Origin of the sequence: Alkalihalobacterium elongatum, assembly GCF_019024285.1 — a bacterium.
In the GTDB taxonomy this organism is placed as follows: domain Bacteria; phylum Bacillota; class Bacilli; order Bacillales; family Bacillaceae_F; genus Alkalihalobacterium; species Alkalihalobacterium elongatum.
Genome location: NZ_WMKZ01000035.1, coordinates 1 through 15,079, shown reverse-complemented (window position 1 = coordinate 15,079; position 15,079 = coordinate 1). Strand labels below are relative to the sequence as shown.

The following is a 15,079-nucleotide window of genomic DNA, read 5'->3' as shown; positions in this document are numbered from 1 at the left end:
GTGCCTGTGACACCCCGAAAAAGCACGAATTTTGGCGAAGTAAAGCTATTGTGGGAAAACACCCCATGGCTGTGGACAGACATATGGCCATTTTTGTGAGTAATGTAAGGCAGCTTGTTTCTTATGCATGACCATGAATTTATCAGACTTGAGAGGCAGCTATTTACTAGTTTTTGAGGTTAATTCAGCTGATTTTTGCGAAATAAGGGCCTGTGAGGTCCGCAAAAATTCTCAAACCTATGATTTCAATTACTAAAATCATAAATCCAACACCTAGTAACGAAAAATCGTGCAGCTAGGTGTTTTATTTTGCTGCTTAAATACTAGTTTAAACAAGTATTTTATTAGTAAAGTAAATGAAAACAAGCAAAATAGTGATTATGTCGCTATGATATTTACTTGTTCAAACAATTATTTTTCAAAAAGTCCATTGACAATCATTATCAGTTGGTAATATACTGTAACCGTGTTAAAGATAATCATTATCAGTTAGCAAGCGACAAAACTGAAAACATCCCATAATTTTCTTTTTTTAACTCTTTAATTGATAATGATTATTACTTCTAGTGAGCAGCATAGAGAGCAGGGGTAGTAAATGAAATTAAGGTATTTATTTCTTGCACTAATTCTATTATCTATCACTTCGTTATTTATCGGTGTAAAAGGAATTAGTCCGTTAGATATTTTCAACTTAACGGAGGAACAAGCACAAATATTATGGGTAAGCAGATTTCCACGGTTAGTGAGCATCATCCTTGCAGGGGTGGGTATGAGTATTTGTGGTCTCATCATGCAGCAGCTTACGAGAAATAAGTTTGTTTCCCCAACGACGGCAGGTACGTTAGATTCTGCTAGGCTAGGAGTTTTAGTGTCTCTGATGCTATTTGCATCGGCAAGTCCATTTGTGAAAATGCTTGTAGCTTTTGCTTTTGCTCTAGTAGGAACATTCATTTTTATGAAGATCCTTGAAAAGGTAAAGCATAAGGATGTTATTTTTATCCCTTTAGTAGGTTTAATGTTTGGTAGCATCATAGGGTCGATCACTACATTTTTTGCTTATCGAAATGACTTAATTCAGAATATGTCCTCGTGGCTACAAGGTAATTTTTCGTTGATTATTAAAGGACGCTACGAGCTATTATACATAAGTATTCCACTGATGATTATTGCTTACCTCTATGCAAATCGTTTTACAGTTGCAGGTATGGGGGAAGAGTTTTCAGTTAATCTCGGACTTAATTATAAAAAAGTAGTAAATATTGGTTTAATCCTTGTTGCTGCTGTTACTTCAGTCGTTCTTTTGACGGTTGGGATGATTCCATTCTTAGGGCTAATCATTCCAAATATAGTAAGTATCTACAATGGAGATAATTTAAAGAAGAACCTACCTCATACGGCATTGCTCGGTGCAGTATTCGTCTTAATCTGTGATATTTTAGGTCGAGTGATTATTTTTCCGTATGAAATACCAATAGGAACAACGGTTGGGGTAATCGGAAGTGCGATTTTCCTTTACTTGCTAATGAGGAGAAAAGCCTATGAGTAATAAAGCAAAACTAATCATACTTTTTATACTATCACTTGTGTTTACGGCTTTATTTATCTTTTATAACCTAAATTTCAATAGTAACTTGGAATATATTTTACCAAGACGTGGATCAAAAATTTTAGCGATTATCGTAACTGGGGCAGCTATTGCCTTTTCAACCATCGTTTTCCAAACGATAACGAACAATCGAATTTTAACACCAAGTATTATTGGCTTTGATTCACTGTATTTACTAATACAAACGTTTTTAATCTTCATTTTTGGTTCTGCTAGTTTTCTAGTCATGAATAAACAGGTTAACTTTTTCCTGTCTGTTTTAATCATGATGGCGTTTGCTGGAGTATTTTATTACATATTATTCAAGCGAGATGGTGGCAGAAATATATATTTCTTACTGCTCGTAGGGATTGTGCTTGGAACATTGTTTTCTAGTATCTCTACTTTCATGCAGGTTTTAATTGATCCAAATGAATTTCTTATTGTTCAAGACCGAATGTTTGCTAGCTTTAATAACGTAAATACAAGCATTTTGGGTGTTGCGATCGTCTTATTTATACTAGTAACGATTTATTTTTGGAGATATTTGAAGTATTTAGATGTCCTTTCACTAGGTAGAGATACTGCAGTTAATCTAGGTGTTGATTATGACCATGTCGTGAAGAGGCTTCTAATTCTAGTAGCTATTCTCGTTTCTATCTCAACCGCATTAGTAGGTCCAATCTTATTCCTAGGCTTACTTGTAGCCAATGTAACGTATGAATTTCTGAAAACGCATAAGCACTCTTACCTTATCACAGGTGCGATGTTAATTAGTATTGTTGCTCTTGTCAGTGGTCAGTTTTTAGTTGAAAGAGTATTTGCTTTCTCTGTACCCATCAGCGTAATCATCAACTTTATTGGTGGTGTGTACTTTATTTACTTACTTTTAAGGGGGAATAAATCATGGTAATTGTAAAAGGCGTTTCAAAAAAATATGGAAATAAAAATGTCGTAGAGGACATTTCCGTTGAAATTGAAAAAGGAACAATTACTTCGTTTATAGGACCGAATGGAGCGGGAAAAAGTACACTCATATCGATGATTAGTCGTTTAATTGCAAAGGACTGTGGTCTGATTAGCATTGATGATAAGGAACTAAGCGAATGCAAAAGTGAGGACCTAGCGAAGAAAATCTCAATACTTAAACAATCGAATCACCTAAATATTCGTCTAACTGTGCGAGACCTTGTCGCTTTTGGAAGATTTCCTTATTCAAAAGGCAACCTGACAAAAGAAGATTGGAAGCATGTGGATCAAGCGATCGAATATATGGAGCTTGGTGATATGGAAAATAAGTTTCTCGATCAACTAAGTGGAGGTCAGCGCCAACGAGCGTTTATCGCGATGGTTATTGCGCAGGATACTGAATATGTTTTACTTGATGAACCACTAAATAACTTAGATATGAAACATTCTGTTCAAATCATGCAGGTGTTACGTAGATTAGTAGATGAGCTTGGGAAAACAGTTGTAATTGTTATCCATGATATTAACTTTGCTTCCTGTTACTCAGATCATATCGTAGCTCTTAAAGATGGGAAAATTGTTAGGAAGGGAACCACTCCTGAAATTATTAACCCAGAAACTCTTAAGGAAATCTATGATATGGATATTCACATCGAGAACATTAATCAAAATCGCATTTGTGTTTATTTCTAGGGCGGTTGTAGTAGTTGCTGCTCGCAATTTCACAAAAATTTAGTAACTAATCGTCAAATACTGAACCATTGGTAATTCGTTATTTTGATCGTTTCCTAAAATAGCCTGATCAACTATTTAATCGAAGAGACTATCAAAAATAACATTACAATATATTTCAAAACTAAGGAGAAATGATCGATGAAAAAGAATGCACTATTACTAGTCTTAGCACTTGTACTAATGTTTGTTTTAGCTGCTTGCGGAGCACAGCAAACAGGAGGAAATGAGCCAACTGAACCAGCTGAAGGGAAAGAAGTAGCAGAAACAGAAGAAACAGAAGTAACAGAGGAGCCAACAGAGCTTACTTTTGAACACCAATTAGGTGAAGTTACAGTATCTGTTAATCCTGAAAAAGTTGTCGTATTTGACTTTGGAGTACTAGATTCACTTGATAAATTAGGAGTAGAGATTACTGCATTACCACAAGCTAATATTCCTCCATACTTAGCAAAATATGAAGATGCGAAATATGAAAATATCGGTTCTTTAAAAGAGCCAGATTTTGAAAAGATTGCTGAAATTAATCCAGATCTAATCATCATTTCTGGAAGACAACTTGATTTATATGATGAATTATCAAAACTTGGACCAACGATTTTTATGGGAGTAGATAATACGAATTATATGGAGTCTTTCACTCATAACATGGAAGTGCTTGGACAAATCTTTGATAAGGAAGACGCTGTTGCTGCTGAATTATCTGCAATTAACGAAGCAATTGCTGGAATTAGCGAAAAATCTGCTGACGCAGGAAATGCTTTAATTGTTTTAGCGAACGAAGGAAATATTAGTGCTTATGGTCCTGGTTCACGTTTTGGTCTTATCCATGATGTATTTGGTGTAGAAGCTGTAGATGAGGGTATTGAAGTTTCAACTCATGGTATGAACGTATCGTTTGAATACATTGTAGAGCAAGATCCTGACTTGTTATTTGTAGTCGATCGTAATGCAGTTGTAGCAGGTGAAGCGGCTGCTCAAGATACGATTGAAAATGAGTTAGTTCAAGAAACAAAAGCTTATCAAAATGGAAACATCGTATATCTTGATCCAAACTATTGGTACCTTTCTGGAGGCGGTTTAGTTTCTGTTTCTGAAATGATCAAGGCGATCGAAGCAGCAATTCAATAGTTAGCTGAAGACCTGTTTTTGACCTAAAAACAGGTCTTTTTCAAACCAAGGAGAAACAGGAGGATTTACTATATGGTAATTCAAACAAGAACAATTACGGTTCAAACTGGATATAGTGACCAAGTGGTCGAGCGCTTTTCACAGGATAGTCCAATCGACGCAATGGACGGGCTGATTGATCGAACGGTCATGGTCAATCGAACATCGTCATGGTTCGCTGGGAATCATTAGAAGCATGGAAGAACTGGGAGAAAAGTGATGTTCATATCCAAGGCCATAGAAACAACAAAGGAAAAGCCAAGCCCGAATATATCCTCGATATAAATGTAAATATGTATGAAGTAAAAGCGGTTAAGAAAAAAGAAGCTTAAAGAGTCTCAATAAGTTAAGCGAGGAGATTACATCTATTTTCGTTTTAAAAAGAATACGCGAAAAGAAATGAGTGAATGCGAATGGAAAAAGTGGAAAAGTATATTGAATCAACATTTCATACGAATGAAGCTTTTTTAGAAGAAATTAAAGCATCCATTATTGAACGAGGGGTGCCATCGATCTCGGTTTCTCCGAATGCAGGAAAACTCCTTACCATGCTAGTAGCTATTTCAGGTGCAAAGGAGATCCTTGAAATCGGTGCACTAGGTGGCTTTAGTGGAACTTGTTTGGCAAGAGGTTTGAGTGAACAAGGGCATCTAACATCACTTGAGCTAAAAGAAGAATACGGCAAGCTTGCACAAGAAAATCTAACAAAGGCTGGCCTAGGTGAGAAGGTTACATATATGATTGGCGAAGCATTAGCGAGCTTAGAAACGCTTGCGACCGAACAGAAAAAGTTTGATTTTTTTTTATCGATGCAGACAAGGATAACTATGAAAATTACCTCGAAAACTGCATAAAACTAGCTACACCAGGTGCTTTAATAGTAACTGACAACGTACTTGCAGGCGGCAGTGTAGCTGACGAGACGATTAAGCCTAGAAGATATACCGAATCAATGAAGCGATTCAACGAAATCGTAGCCAATCATCCTCAATTGGAATCACTTCTAATTCCAATTAGTGACGGAATGACGGTTTCTAGAGTGAAGGGATAACTAAAGGAAGAGCTCGTTTTACTTGATCAAGTAATGAGTGCTTATTCAAGTAACAGGTGCTTGAACGAAAGAGCTGGGGTTGCCATAACGAAAATGGCAGCAGCTCTTTTTTTGTTCTTGTTCTATTGGGGCGTTGCTGCTTCCAATATCCAATTGCATTAATAAAAGTTCATCTCCTTATGGTTGCACCGATATATTTGTAATTGCGCCGATAAAATGAAAGTTACGCCGATATATTGAATTCAGTCCTACTTAATTCTGTGATGCTAGCGGACTGTGAAGCCGCTATTTACTAGTTTTTGAGTTCGATACAGCTAATTTTTAGAAAATAAGGTCCTCTGATGGTTTTACATTACCGTAGAACCTTTATTGCTTCTGCAACTTTCCGAGCAAAATTTAATGGTGGTTCAACAGATTGAAAGTGAATATAAAGAATGTTGGGTTCGGTGAACAGCCAATGATTATGAAGGGCGCTAATAGTTATACCGTTTCTGACTAAAATATTTGTAAATGCTGGGATTTCCTCTTCAAGTATGACGGTTTCACCAAGATTAAGTGCATTCCCTTCGTAATCTAAGGATTCAAAAGATATTTCTGCATGAAGTTCACTACGACTGGGGCGACCTTGAATTGTGACATTTAGATTACGCTCAATTTCTACAGAACAAACTCCATTATTAATTTTTGGCTTTTCATTTAGAATTTGACCAAATTGTTGGCAAAGTGCACTGATATTATGCATAAGAAAACCCCTTTATTATTGATTTATTTAACTTATGATTTAGACAAAAGTTTAGTAACTTGTATTGCATTTATTTGCAAAGTTTTATATTTTTCTTCGTAATTATGCTATAAACTTTGAATTGGTTTAAGAAATAGGAAAAGCACTGGGGAAGTAAATGTAAATAGAATAGCAATTGGCATAATAGTCATAAGCAGATACTAATTCGCTTTAATAGGAGGAAGACGTGAAGAAAACCATTGTAATTTTGTTAATATCCATTTATAGCCTCGTGTTGATAGGTTGTAATTTTAATGAGGAAGACAAAGCAAAAAGTATTACTAAGAAATATTATAATGCTCTAATGGATGAAAATTATGACAAGGCGTTTGAACAACTGTATTTGTATGATTATACAAAGGAAAAACATCCTACAGATGGAACTACGTTGACCAAAAAAGAGGCGAAAGCGTTTTATATGCAAAAGATTAAATATCTAGTGGAACAAGATTATAAAGTAAAGGACTTCGAAATTGAAAATATTAGATATGAAGATGGACATACTTTTTTCCTCGAAATTTCATTTAATGTTGAGCAAGATGGAGAAAGTATCGAACGGGCGGAAACAGTTGATGTTTGGAAAGGTAGAGTGTGGATTGTCGAAACAGATGACCCCTATACTACATATCGTGATGGGAAAATGAATTTTGCAATTGAAAGATAATAGAAAGAAGCAGGGGGGACGGTTCTCTTGCTTGGTGGAGTGAGCCTATTTGTGAAATTATTGACTCCGAGGGCCGCTATTTACTAGTTTTTGAGATGGTTATGCTAACTTAAGCGAATGAGGTCCTCACAGTCCGCTAAAACCAAAAATCCGTTTTCAATTTCCGAGTAGCTTTTAAACCGGGGGTATTGCGAAGTTAAAATAATATTTAAGAAATCTTAAGATTTTTCGCTGCTTGTTCTTTAGGTTTGAATTTTAAAATTGAACTATCAATTCAAACCAATGGAGTGGTGAAGATGAAACGTTTTTCCTTCTTATTTCAATATATAGTTAATCCGAAAACAGTTGGTGCCATTCTCCCAAGTTCACGGTTCCTCGGGGATAAAATGGTGGAACAAATCGATTTCAATAAAGCAAAATATATTGTTGAATATGGACCAGGAACAGGGGTATTTACTGAAAAATTACTTAAAAAAAGAAACCCTAAAACAATTATTTTGCTAGTAGAAAATAATCAAGAATTTTATTCCTTATTAAGAGAAAAATTTAGAAGGGAAAAAAATTTACTAATCGTACAGGGATCAGCAGAACATATTGACCTACATCTTAGAAAACATAGTATTCCTTATGCAGACTATGTTATTTCAGGTCTGCCTTTCGCAAGTTTACCAAAACAGGTGTCATATAAAATTCTATTGAATACTTCGAAAATATTAGATAAGGAAGGACAATTCATTACTTTCCAATACACTAAATTTAAAAAGGCATTCATTGAACAATTTTTTGGCAAAATAGATGTAAAGAGAGAACTAAGGAATTTTCCACCTGCTTTTGTGTTTAATTGTTCGATGCTAGAAAAAAATGTGGAGGAAATCTATGGAGTCCAAAATTCTTATTGTTGACGATGATAAAGAGATTAGAAAGCTTATTTCAGTTTATTTAGAAAATGAAGGAATGCAAACCAAACAAGCGGAAAGTGCTATAGTTGCTTTGAAATTATTAGAGAATATAGATTTTGACCTCATTATTTTAGATATTATGATGCCCGAAATGGATGGTATTGAAGCTTGTATGCAAATCAGGCAAGAAAGAAACATGCCTATCATTATGCTCTCTGCAAAGTCTGAAGATATCGATAAAATACAAGGTCTTGCATCAGGGGCTGATGATTATTTATCGAAGCCATTTAACCCATTAGAGTTAATCGCTAGAGTGAAATCTCAATTAAGAAGATATAAAAAATATAATAACGATAAAGACAATAATCAGACATTAATCGAAATTGGAGATTTAAAAGTCAATACAGACACACGCCAAGTATCGGTAAGGGGGAAGGATGTTAGGCTAACTCCAAAGGAATTCGATATTCTGGAGCTTCTTGCCCGTAACAAAGGGATTGTCATGAGCATAGGGAAAATTTATGAAGCCGTTTGGAAGGAAGACTTTTTTAAGTCAGATAATACCGTGATGGTTCACATTACAAAAATTCGAGATAAATTAGAAGAAGATCCGAAGCATCCCATTTATATTAAGACAGTTTGGGGAGTAGGCTATAAAATATGAGGATGAATAGGCTTAGAAACAAACTAATTTTAAAGCTTCTAGGTGCGATTGCTGTTAGTTTTTTTGTTTCATATATTGTGTTGGTCTTAAATGCTCTGCTCTTTAGACATCTTTATAACATAGGTTATTTTAATGAGCAAAGTGTACTACATTTTAATTTGATGAACCTTATTATTTTTACAACTGGAATATTAGCATTTATTGCTCCATTCTTATTAATGGTTCGAAAAAAAATAGCATACCTGAAGCTAATCACAGAGAGTGTGAACCACATAGCAAATGGGAGGTTGGGTCTAACTATAAAACTTGAAGGAAAAGACGAATTGACTCAACTTGCCGAGAATATTAACTATATGTCCAAAGAGCTGGAGAATAAATTTGAGCATGAAAGACGCTTGGAAGCGGCTAAAAATGAACTTATAACCAATGTCTCCCATGATTTACGAACACCTTTAACTTCCATCATTGGATATTTGGACTTGTTAAAAAAAGGACAGTATGAAGGCAGAAAACAGCTTGATGAATATGTTGAGACCACTCATGCCAAATCGTTGCGATTGAAACTGTTAATTGATGAACTGTTTGAATATACCCGTTTGTCCGACCCTGATCTAAAGTTAAACTTAGTGGAAGTTGATTTAGCTGCTCTATTGGAGCAAATAGTTGGAGAATACATCCCCATTTTTGAAAGGGAGCAATTAAGTGTAAAAAAGAACATATCAGAAGAATACATACCTGTTTTTTTGGATGTAGAAAAAATTGTTCGTGTTTATGAAAATCTTTTTATGAATGCCATAAAATATAGTTTGAAACCGTCCGATATCATTATTAGTCTGGAAACAAAAGAAAGCCAGGCAGTTTTTAAAGTTTCCAATAGAGTAGAAAAACCCCCAGTAGAAGATGTAAACAAATTGTTTGGACGGTTTTTCACAGGAGACAAGGCAAGAAGTGAAAACCGAGGTACAGGACTTGGACTTGCCATTTCCAAAAGAATTGTTGAACTTCATAAAGGAGTTGTATATGTTGAGTACAAGGAAGGATGGATGACTTTCACTGTTAAACATCCTATACGTTGTAATGGCTTATGAGGAAAGGTTTCTCATACGCTTTTTTGAAGCAGGGGAACTGTTCTCTTGCTTTTTGAGTGAGTATCCTCATGAAATTAGGGAACTGAGAGGCCGCTATTTCATCAAAATTACTGGGTTATATTGAGTTTAGGACACTCTGAGGTCCACAAAAAATGAAAACCGAACTTCGCTTGACCACTTATTACAATTCTATGAAGCAACCAGGGCATTTTCTGGGAGATTATTAGGAAAAATGCTTTTTAGAACTGGAGTTGCAAAAATGCAGCTCCTTTTATTTTTTTGTGCAAAAAAGGCATTTTCTTCAATAAACTGAAACGCATACCGAAGTACAAACGTAACTTTAATGAGGGCAAAGTAAGAGATACCTTATCTGAAAAGGGGATTTATTCATGAAACGTTTAAACAGTGCTCTGCTCCTATTACTATCCGTCCTACTCTTATTCGGTTGTCAATCAGACAATTCTGGTTCAGATGCTTTGCAACCACCGTTTGATGCTGTTCCAAACGATTTTGAGTTTAGAGTGTTTGAATTACCAGATGGTTGGGATGTTGTCATTCTTTCAATGCATTTTCCAACGGAATCGATTGCTTCGGGTATGGTTGAATTAGCTGAACAACCGAATGAAATTAGAATGGTGTTTGGAGAAAAAAGTAGCAAAAATGAGTATAACGTAACTGAAATCAACAAAAATGAACAAGAAAGAAATGCGAATTTTAGAACGCTCTATGCTCACTCGGAAGATATAAGATATGGTGAGATGTCCATCATGAAAATTCAAGAACCTGTTGAGGATGAAAAAAATGCGTTGGAAAACACGGTTTTCCATTCATTCGATGAAATGCCTCATATCGATGTTGACGGAAAAAAAGTCTATTACTATATTTGGGATGGTAGAGAGACTCCGATGTTCTATTTGTGGTTTTCCGATGATAAAAAATACCGTTATAGCTTTGGACATTATGAGAATGAAACACTCACCGTAGACGAGACCATCCCTTTTTTGGAAAAACTAATTAGTGAAAATAAATAATTTTCTATTAACAGAAAGAAGGAATTGATATGGAACTCCTATTTTTGATTTTGATTTTCGCTGGGATTTATGGAATTTATGATGCATTAAGAAAACTTAACAATAATGTCCTCGAACAAACAGAGGAGCTTAAAAAAATACGGGAAGAATTGAAAGAGAGTAGAAGCAAGTAGGTTTTATTATGGAACAACAGTTTAAACTGCGAACCTTATTAAAGGAGAAAGAAGAATTTTAGCATTAATACAGGAGTGATAATCCATGCAAGTTCAAGACATAACCGATCATTTTAAAGAAATGGAAAATAAGGAAAAAGCAAAAGGTATGTCTGCCTATATGAAAAATCATTTTGAATTCTTTGGAATTCAAACCCCAGAAAGAAGAAAGATTACTGCCAAATTATTCAAAGAGTGGCAAGTAGGTAAGAAACCTATCGACTGGAAACTAATCTTTGATCTTTGGGAGCAGTCCGAGAGAGAGTACCAATACGTTGCCGTTGATTATTTAAAGAAATCCCAGAAACACTTATCTTCTAGTGACTTAACACAGGTGAAGGAACTAATAACTTCAAAGTCATGGTGGGATACAGTCGATTTAATTGCAAGTAATGTGGTTGGGTATATTCTTATGAAATTTCCTGAACAAGCGAAAGTAATGGACGAGTGGATTGAAGATGATAACATGTGGGTAAAAAGGACAGCCATCTTGCATCAACTTTCCTTTAAGGAAAATACGGATGAAGAACGCTTGTTTTATTATTGCGAAAAGCATGCGAGTGAGACGGAGTTTTTTATCGCAAAAGCTATTGGTTGGGCATTAAGACAATATGGAAAAAGCAATCCACAATCCGTCATTACTTTTGTTGAAAAAACGCCGCTGCAAAACCTTAGCAAACGTGAAGCACTTAAACATTTGTGTTAAGGAAGCAGGGGTACGGCCTGCTTCTTAGAATGAACATGGAGAAGCACAGGGACGGTTGGGACGGTTCCCGTGCTGCGTTAGTTGAGGGGGTAATGTTATTGATATTAAACAGCAAAAAATGGTTTGTTTTAGTAGTAATGTCTGTTGTTGCTCTAGTGATTAGTTATTTCTTCTTCTATGAAAATTCTCAAATGTCCAAGAGTATTGGTATGGGAGGTATGATCGTAGAAGAAAAACACCACTATATTGAGCCAGGGCAATATTTTGAAATGTGGATTATTGGATATAACGCGTATGAAAAGGAAGAGAATCGTGAGCGTTTTAAAATATTCATCGAGGAATCAATGGTCTATAACTTAATTGAAGAGGGCGAAGAGTACATGGTTTCCGCTAGATCATTTAGAGAAGATGACGATTTTGGTCATGTCTATAAGTTGGAGCAAATAAGTAACCAAGAGGAGTATCAGTTGGCTGGTAAGGGACGTATTAAGTAAATGGGAATTAGTTTATTGATTACTGGTATTTATATATTGTGGTTATCTTACTGGGATTAGGTATAGTCATATTTTGGGTTATTAAAAAGTAACAATTAAGAGATAAATTTAATTGTTAGGGGGATTAGAGATGAAAAATCTATTTATTACTTCAATATTTATAATGATTATGATACTTGGTGGATGCTCGAATGAAGAAGTGACTAACTATGAGTACACGTTTATAGGTGAAGGTGAGTTTTGGGAGGCTGAATATATTTATAAAGGGGCGGAAATATGGGGTGAAGAAGAAGGAGTAACCACATATTCTAATGAAGCCAATGAAGATTTTAGAATAACTTACAAGGGTTCACCTGAAGATATCCAAACAATAGAAAATCTAGAGTTTTCTTATGATGCAAGAGCTAGTGGAGGCAGTAGGAGTAGGGAGTTTGATGAACCTCCTAATGATATTACGTTTTCAACGAGTGGTCGTAGCACTGGTGCAAAAGTACAAGAAGATGAGGTTATTAAAGTTAATGTAAAATGGGATGATTTTGAAGATTCATTTGAATTGATCAATAAAGAGAAATGATTAAATAAATCTTATTTCATTAACAAGAGCGGAAGCAGAACAGGGCTGCCGCATCTTCAACTATTGTGGGATAAGAATAAGAAACGGTTGGAGGAGTTATGAAAAAAGGAATAGCTTTGTTCTTTATAGGATTAGTAATGTATGGCCAGAGCTGAATAAATGCTCCTATTTTTTATAGAAACAATGAGAACAGGGAAAAGAAGTTACTATTTGAAGTAACTTCTTTTTGGGATAGCGAGAATGTTTATGGAAAAAAAGTAATTCAAGCACTTAATTGCATTAAGCGTTAAAGGCCCGAATGATAATGAAGCAGGTTAATAAAATAGTAGTTTTTATCAAAGGTAAATTTCAATTTTATTTGAAGGGAGGAGAATAGAATGAAAACTAAACTATTATTAGTGATTGTAATATCGTGTATTTTAGGTTCTGCGATGGTAAGTAGTATGGAATCGCTTAGTTATACATTTAAATCCATATTCTACGGTACTTCAATGACAGTTTTATTTATAATCGCATTGTCAGGTTTATATAAGTATTTGAGAAGAGGGAAAAAGGCATTATAGAGTTCGTTCTTCAAGTAACGAAGTAGGATACTTTGATAAACTAAAATATGGTAATGTTGAATTAGATGGGTTATTGCTATTAATGTTAAGGAGTTTATGGAATGCGAATAATTCGAGTCATACAAAGATTTTTATGGATGGCTGTTTTGAGAGTGTGGGTATTTTTTAAAAGAAAAAAGAATGTAGGATATACTTTATTTGTTCCCACAGGAGTACGTCACCAATATCCAGAGGTTAACTTAAAGGAACAAAAGGTAATCGGTACTGTTATTTATAAAAATAGGATTTATATGAAGGTGTTCATAGATTTAAAAGAGGATACTGTTAATGTAGAGGGTAGTGTTGACGAGTTGGGCGATTTAAGTATGGCTAAAGAGACTTATATAGATATGTTTAAAAGGGAAGCAAAATTTTTTGTTGAAAATAAAATATCCAACCCTGAAAAATATTATGAAGAAAAATAGAGAATAGCTAATTCTTCTTAACCTAATGGAAGCTTTAAAGGGTAAGGATATTGTATTGATTGATATTGGGGCAGGACTTTTTGGATTAATTTTGATTTTATTAGCTATATTTGTTTATTAATTAGTATCAACTATACCAGTTCTTAAAATCACAGTTCTTAGAAAAATTTATGAGGAGTTATCTTCTGGTTTACAAAGTATAGTCGAGTAAGAAGATAAAAGGGTGGCTGCAACAGTTTATTGCAGCCACCCTTTTTCAATCTGGAAAGCTTAATATATTTATTAGCAGGATTTAGCTGGTGTTTTTACTTTTTCCCAACTAGAGTAGCCCCCGCGTAAATGAATTACATTCATAATACCATTTGCTTGTAATATGCTTGTTGCAATGGCTGCTCTAGCCCCTGCTTGACATGTTGCGACTACAGGCTTGTCCGTTGGTATTTCGTTAATTCGTCCCTTTAACGTTCCTAACATGATATGGTGAGATCCAGGAATAGCTCCTTGTTTGTATTCACTTTCATTACGAACGTCTACCACATAGACTTCATTTTTTTCAATTTTAGATTGTAAATCATCTGCTGAAATTTGATCGTATTTCTGAAGTTGAAGGCCTTCTTGTTCAAGCCTCTCGATGATCGTAGTATTCATATAACCTTTCAATGTATCAATACCGATAGAGTGGAGGTCTTCGATCACATTTTTGATTTGTCCTTCTTCAGCGATAACATAGAACGGTTTGTCATATTCGAGAAACCAGCCAGCCCAATTTGTAAAAGAATTTGTATAAGGGATATTAATGGTTCCTTGAATGTGTCCTCTTGAAAATTCATGGAACGACCGAACATCAATGACCGTAGTATTATTGTTTATCCAGTTTTCTATCATTTCTTTTGTAGGTGATAATCGTTTTACAGCTTGTAAGTCACTTAGAAGTTTAATACCTACTTTGTTGACTCGTTTCATTTCAGCGAAATATACAGGAGGTTCGGGTTGATCAGAGAGTAATTCTTTTACAAACTCGTCCTCATTTTTATGTTTAAATGCCCAGTTGGCCATTTTTTCATAGCCGACTGTACTAGAAGGAACTGCACCAAGAGCTTTTCCGCAAGCGCTCCCAGCACCATGAGCAGGCCAAACTTGAACGTGATCTGGTAATTCTGCAAAGCGTTTTAAAGATTGGAACATTTGCTTTGCACCTTTATCTGCAGTATCTTTGATCCCTGCTGCTTTTTCAAGCAAGTCTGGTCTCCCAATATCACCCACAAAGACAAAGTCTCCTGTAAAAATACCAATAGGCGAAGACGCGCCCCCATCAAACACTAAAAAAGAAATATGTTCTGGTGTATGGCCAGGTGTAAACTGGTCCCCATGTCAAGGACACTATAAAAAAAGAGACTATGCAACTAGAAGGTGATCCCTATATTGAATAGGG

Annotated in this window: 15 protein-coding genes and 3 pseudogenes; 16 read left to right on the top strand and 2 right to left on the bottom strand. The window is 35.2% G+C overall.

Annotation, left to right across the window (positions count from 1 at the left end; translation table 11 throughout):
• Positions 1 to 595 precede the first annotated feature (595 nt).
• From GKP30_RS21390 to GKP30_RS21365, 6 genes and pseudogenes are all read left to right on the top strand, one after another.
• A complete protein-coding gene (locus tag GKP30_RS21390) occupies positions 596 to 1,546 on the top strand; it encodes an ABC transporter permease (protein WP_216831498.1) in 951 nt (316 codons plus the stop codon).
• Positions 1,539 to 2,498: an iron chelate uptake ABC transporter family permease subunit gene (locus GKP30_RS21385; RefSeq protein ID WP_216831497.1), complete on the top strand. Its 960-nt coding sequence runs from the start codon at positions 1,539 to 1,541 to the stop codon at positions 2,496 to 2,498. Before GKP30_RS21390 ends, GKP30_RS21385 begins: the two co-directional genes overlap by 8 nt.
• The gene (locus GKP30_RS21380; protein WP_216831496.1) at positions 2,492 to 3,247 is read left to right on the top strand and encodes an iron ABC transporter ATP-binding protein; all 756 of its coding nucleotides are present in this window, start codon (positions 2,492 to 2,494) and stop codon (positions 3,245 to 3,247) included. Before GKP30_RS21385 ends, GKP30_RS21380 begins: the two co-directional genes overlap by 7 nt.
• A gap of 180 nt (positions 3,248 to 3,427) precedes the next feature.
• On the top strand, positions 3,428 to 4,417 hold the full coding sequence (locus GKP30_RS21375; RefSeq protein ID WP_216831495.1) for a siderophore ABC transporter substrate-binding protein: 990 nt from the start codon (positions 3,428 to 3,430) through the stop codon (positions 4,415 to 4,417).
• Between the two features lie 72 nt (positions 4,418 to 4,489).
• Positions 4,490 to 4,788 (top strand): annotated as a pseudogene (locus GKP30_RS21370) (antibiotic biosynthesis monooxygenase family protein).
• 81 nt (positions 4,789 to 4,869) lie between these two features.
• Positions 4,870 to 5,507 (top strand): annotated as a pseudogene (locus tag GKP30_RS21365) (O-methyltransferase).
• A gap of 352 nt (positions 5,508 to 5,859) precedes the next feature.
• Here the strand turns inward: GKP30_RS21365 and GKP30_RS21360 are convergent.
• Positions 5,860 to 6,249, bottom strand: coding sequence for a DUF1259 domain-containing protein (locus GKP30_RS21360; protein WP_216831494.1), 390 nt, complete (start codon positions 6,247 to 6,249; stop codon positions 5,860 to 5,862).
• Between the two features lie 226 nt (positions 6,250 to 6,475).
• On the opposite strand from GKP30_RS21360, the gene GKP30_RS21355 reads away from it, so the two are divergent.
• The 10 genes and pseudogenes from GKP30_RS21355 (at position 6,476) to GKP30_RS21310 (ending at position 13,647) form a co-directional block, all read left to right on the top strand.
• Entirely contained in the window at positions 6,476 to 6,952 is a 477-nt protein-coding gene (locus tag GKP30_RS21355) for a hypothetical protein (protein ID WP_216831493.1), read from the top strand.
• 296 nt (positions 6,953 to 7,248) lie between these two features.
• On the top strand, positions 7,249 to 7,854 hold the full coding sequence (locus tag GKP30_RS21350; protein WP_216831492.1) for a class I SAM-dependent methyltransferase: 606 nt from the start codon (positions 7,249 to 7,251) through the stop codon (positions 7,852 to 7,854).
• Complete coding sequence (locus tag GKP30_RS21345) at positions 7,829 to 8,515, top strand: response regulator transcription factor (RefSeq protein ID WP_216831491.1); 687 nt, start codon at positions 7,829 to 7,831, stop codon at positions 8,513 to 8,515. The genes GKP30_RS21350 and GKP30_RS21345 overlap by 26 nt, the downstream gene beginning before the upstream one ends.
• A 188-nt stretch (positions 8,516 to 8,703) precedes the next feature.
• Positions 8,704 to 9,603, top strand: a pseudogene (locus tag GKP30_RS21340) (sensor histidine kinase); the annotation flags it as partial.
• Positions 9,604 to 9,992: 389 nt separating this feature from the next.
• Positions 9,993 to 10,634, top strand: a complete 642-nt coding sequence (locus GKP30_RS21335; RefSeq protein ID WP_216831489.1) for a hypothetical protein — start codon at positions 9,993 to 9,995, stop codon at positions 10,632 to 10,634.
• Positions 10,635 to 10,892: 258 nt separating this feature from the next.
• The gene (locus GKP30_RS21330) at positions 10,893 to 11,552 is read left to right on the top strand and encodes a DNA alkylation repair protein (RefSeq protein WP_216831488.1); all 660 of its coding nucleotides are present in this window, start codon (positions 10,893 to 10,895) and stop codon (positions 11,550 to 11,552) included.
• Between the two features lie 98 nt (positions 11,553 to 11,650).
• A complete protein-coding gene (locus GKP30_RS21325; protein WP_216831487.1) occupies positions 11,651 to 12,046 on the top strand; it encodes a hypothetical protein in 396 nt (131 codons plus the stop codon).
• A gap of 130 nt (positions 12,047 to 12,176) precedes the next feature.
• Positions 12,177 to 12,620, top strand: a complete 444-nt coding sequence (locus GKP30_RS21320) for a hypothetical protein (protein ID WP_216831486.1) — start codon at positions 12,177 to 12,179, stop codon at positions 12,618 to 12,620.
• Positions 12,621 to 12,997: 377 nt separating this feature from the next.
• Positions 12,998 to 13,183 (top strand): hypothetical protein, encoded by a 186-nt coding sequence (locus GKP30_RS21315; RefSeq protein ID WP_216831485.1) that lies wholly within the window; start codon positions 12,998 to 13,000, stop codon positions 13,181 to 13,183.
• Positions 13,184 to 13,320: 137 nt separating this feature from the next.
• Complete coding sequence (locus tag GKP30_RS21310; RefSeq protein ID WP_216831484.1) at positions 13,321 to 13,647, top strand: hypothetical protein; 327 nt, start codon at positions 13,321 to 13,323, stop codon at positions 13,645 to 13,647.
• Positions 13,648 to 13,929: 282 nt separating this feature from the next.
• On the opposite strand, the gene GKP30_RS23925 is transcribed toward GKP30_RS21310, so the two are convergent.
• Positions 13,930 to 14,910: a rhodanese-like domain-containing protein gene (locus GKP30_RS23925; protein ID WP_216831483.1), complete on the bottom strand. Its 981-nt coding sequence runs from the start codon at positions 14,908 to 14,910 to the stop codon at positions 13,930 to 13,932.
• Between the last annotated feature and the right edge of the window lie 169 nt (positions 14,911 to 15,079).

What these genes read in the sequence shown, in the direction of transcription:
- GKP30_RS21330 (WP_216831488.1), top strand. Translation starts at nt 10,893, where the DNA reads ATGCAAGTTCAAGACATAACCGATCATTTTAAAGAAATGGAAAATAAG.
- GKP30_RS21310 (WP_216831484.1), top strand. Translation starts at nt 13,321, where the DNA reads ATGGCTGTTTTGAGAGTGTGGGTATTTTTTAAAAGAAAAAAGAATGTA.
- GKP30_RS21385 (WP_216831497.1), top strand. Translation starts at nt 1,539, where the DNA reads ATGAGTAATAAAGCAAAACTAATCATACTTTTTATACTATCACTTGTG.
- GKP30_RS21380 (WP_216831496.1), top strand. Translation starts at nt 2,492, where the DNA reads ATGGTAATTGTAAAAGGCGTTTCAAAAAAATATGGAAATAAAAATGTC.
- GKP30_RS21350 (WP_216831492.1), top strand. Translation starts at nt 7,249, where the DNA reads ATGAAACGTTTTTCCTTCTTATTTCAATATATAGTTAATCCGAAAACA.
- GKP30_RS21390 (WP_216831498.1), top strand. Translation starts at nt 596, where the DNA reads ATGAAATTAAGGTATTTATTTCTTGCACTAATTCTATTATCTATCACT.
- GKP30_RS21320 (WP_216831486.1), top strand. Translation starts at nt 12,177, where the DNA reads ATGAAAAATCTATTTATTACTTCAATATTTATAATGATTATGATACTT.
- GKP30_RS21335 (WP_216831489.1), top strand. Translation starts at nt 9,993, where the DNA reads ATGAAACGTTTAAACAGTGCTCTGCTCCTATTACTATCCGTCCTACTC.
- GKP30_RS21345 (WP_216831491.1), top strand. Translation starts at nt 7,829, where the DNA reads ATGGAGTCCAAAATTCTTATTGTTGACGATGATAAAGAGATTAGAAAG.
- GKP30_RS21315 (WP_216831485.1), top strand. Translation starts at nt 12,998, where the DNA reads ATGAAAACTAAACTATTATTAGTGATTGTAATATCGTGTATTTTAGGT.
- GKP30_RS21375 (WP_216831495.1), top strand. Translation starts at nt 3,428, where the DNA reads ATGAAAAAGAATGCACTATTACTAGTCTTAGCACTTGTACTAATGTTT.
- GKP30_RS21360 (WP_216831494.1), bottom strand. Translation starts at nt 6,249, where the DNA reads ATGCATAATATCAGTGCACTTTGCCAACAATTTGGTCAAATTCTAAAT.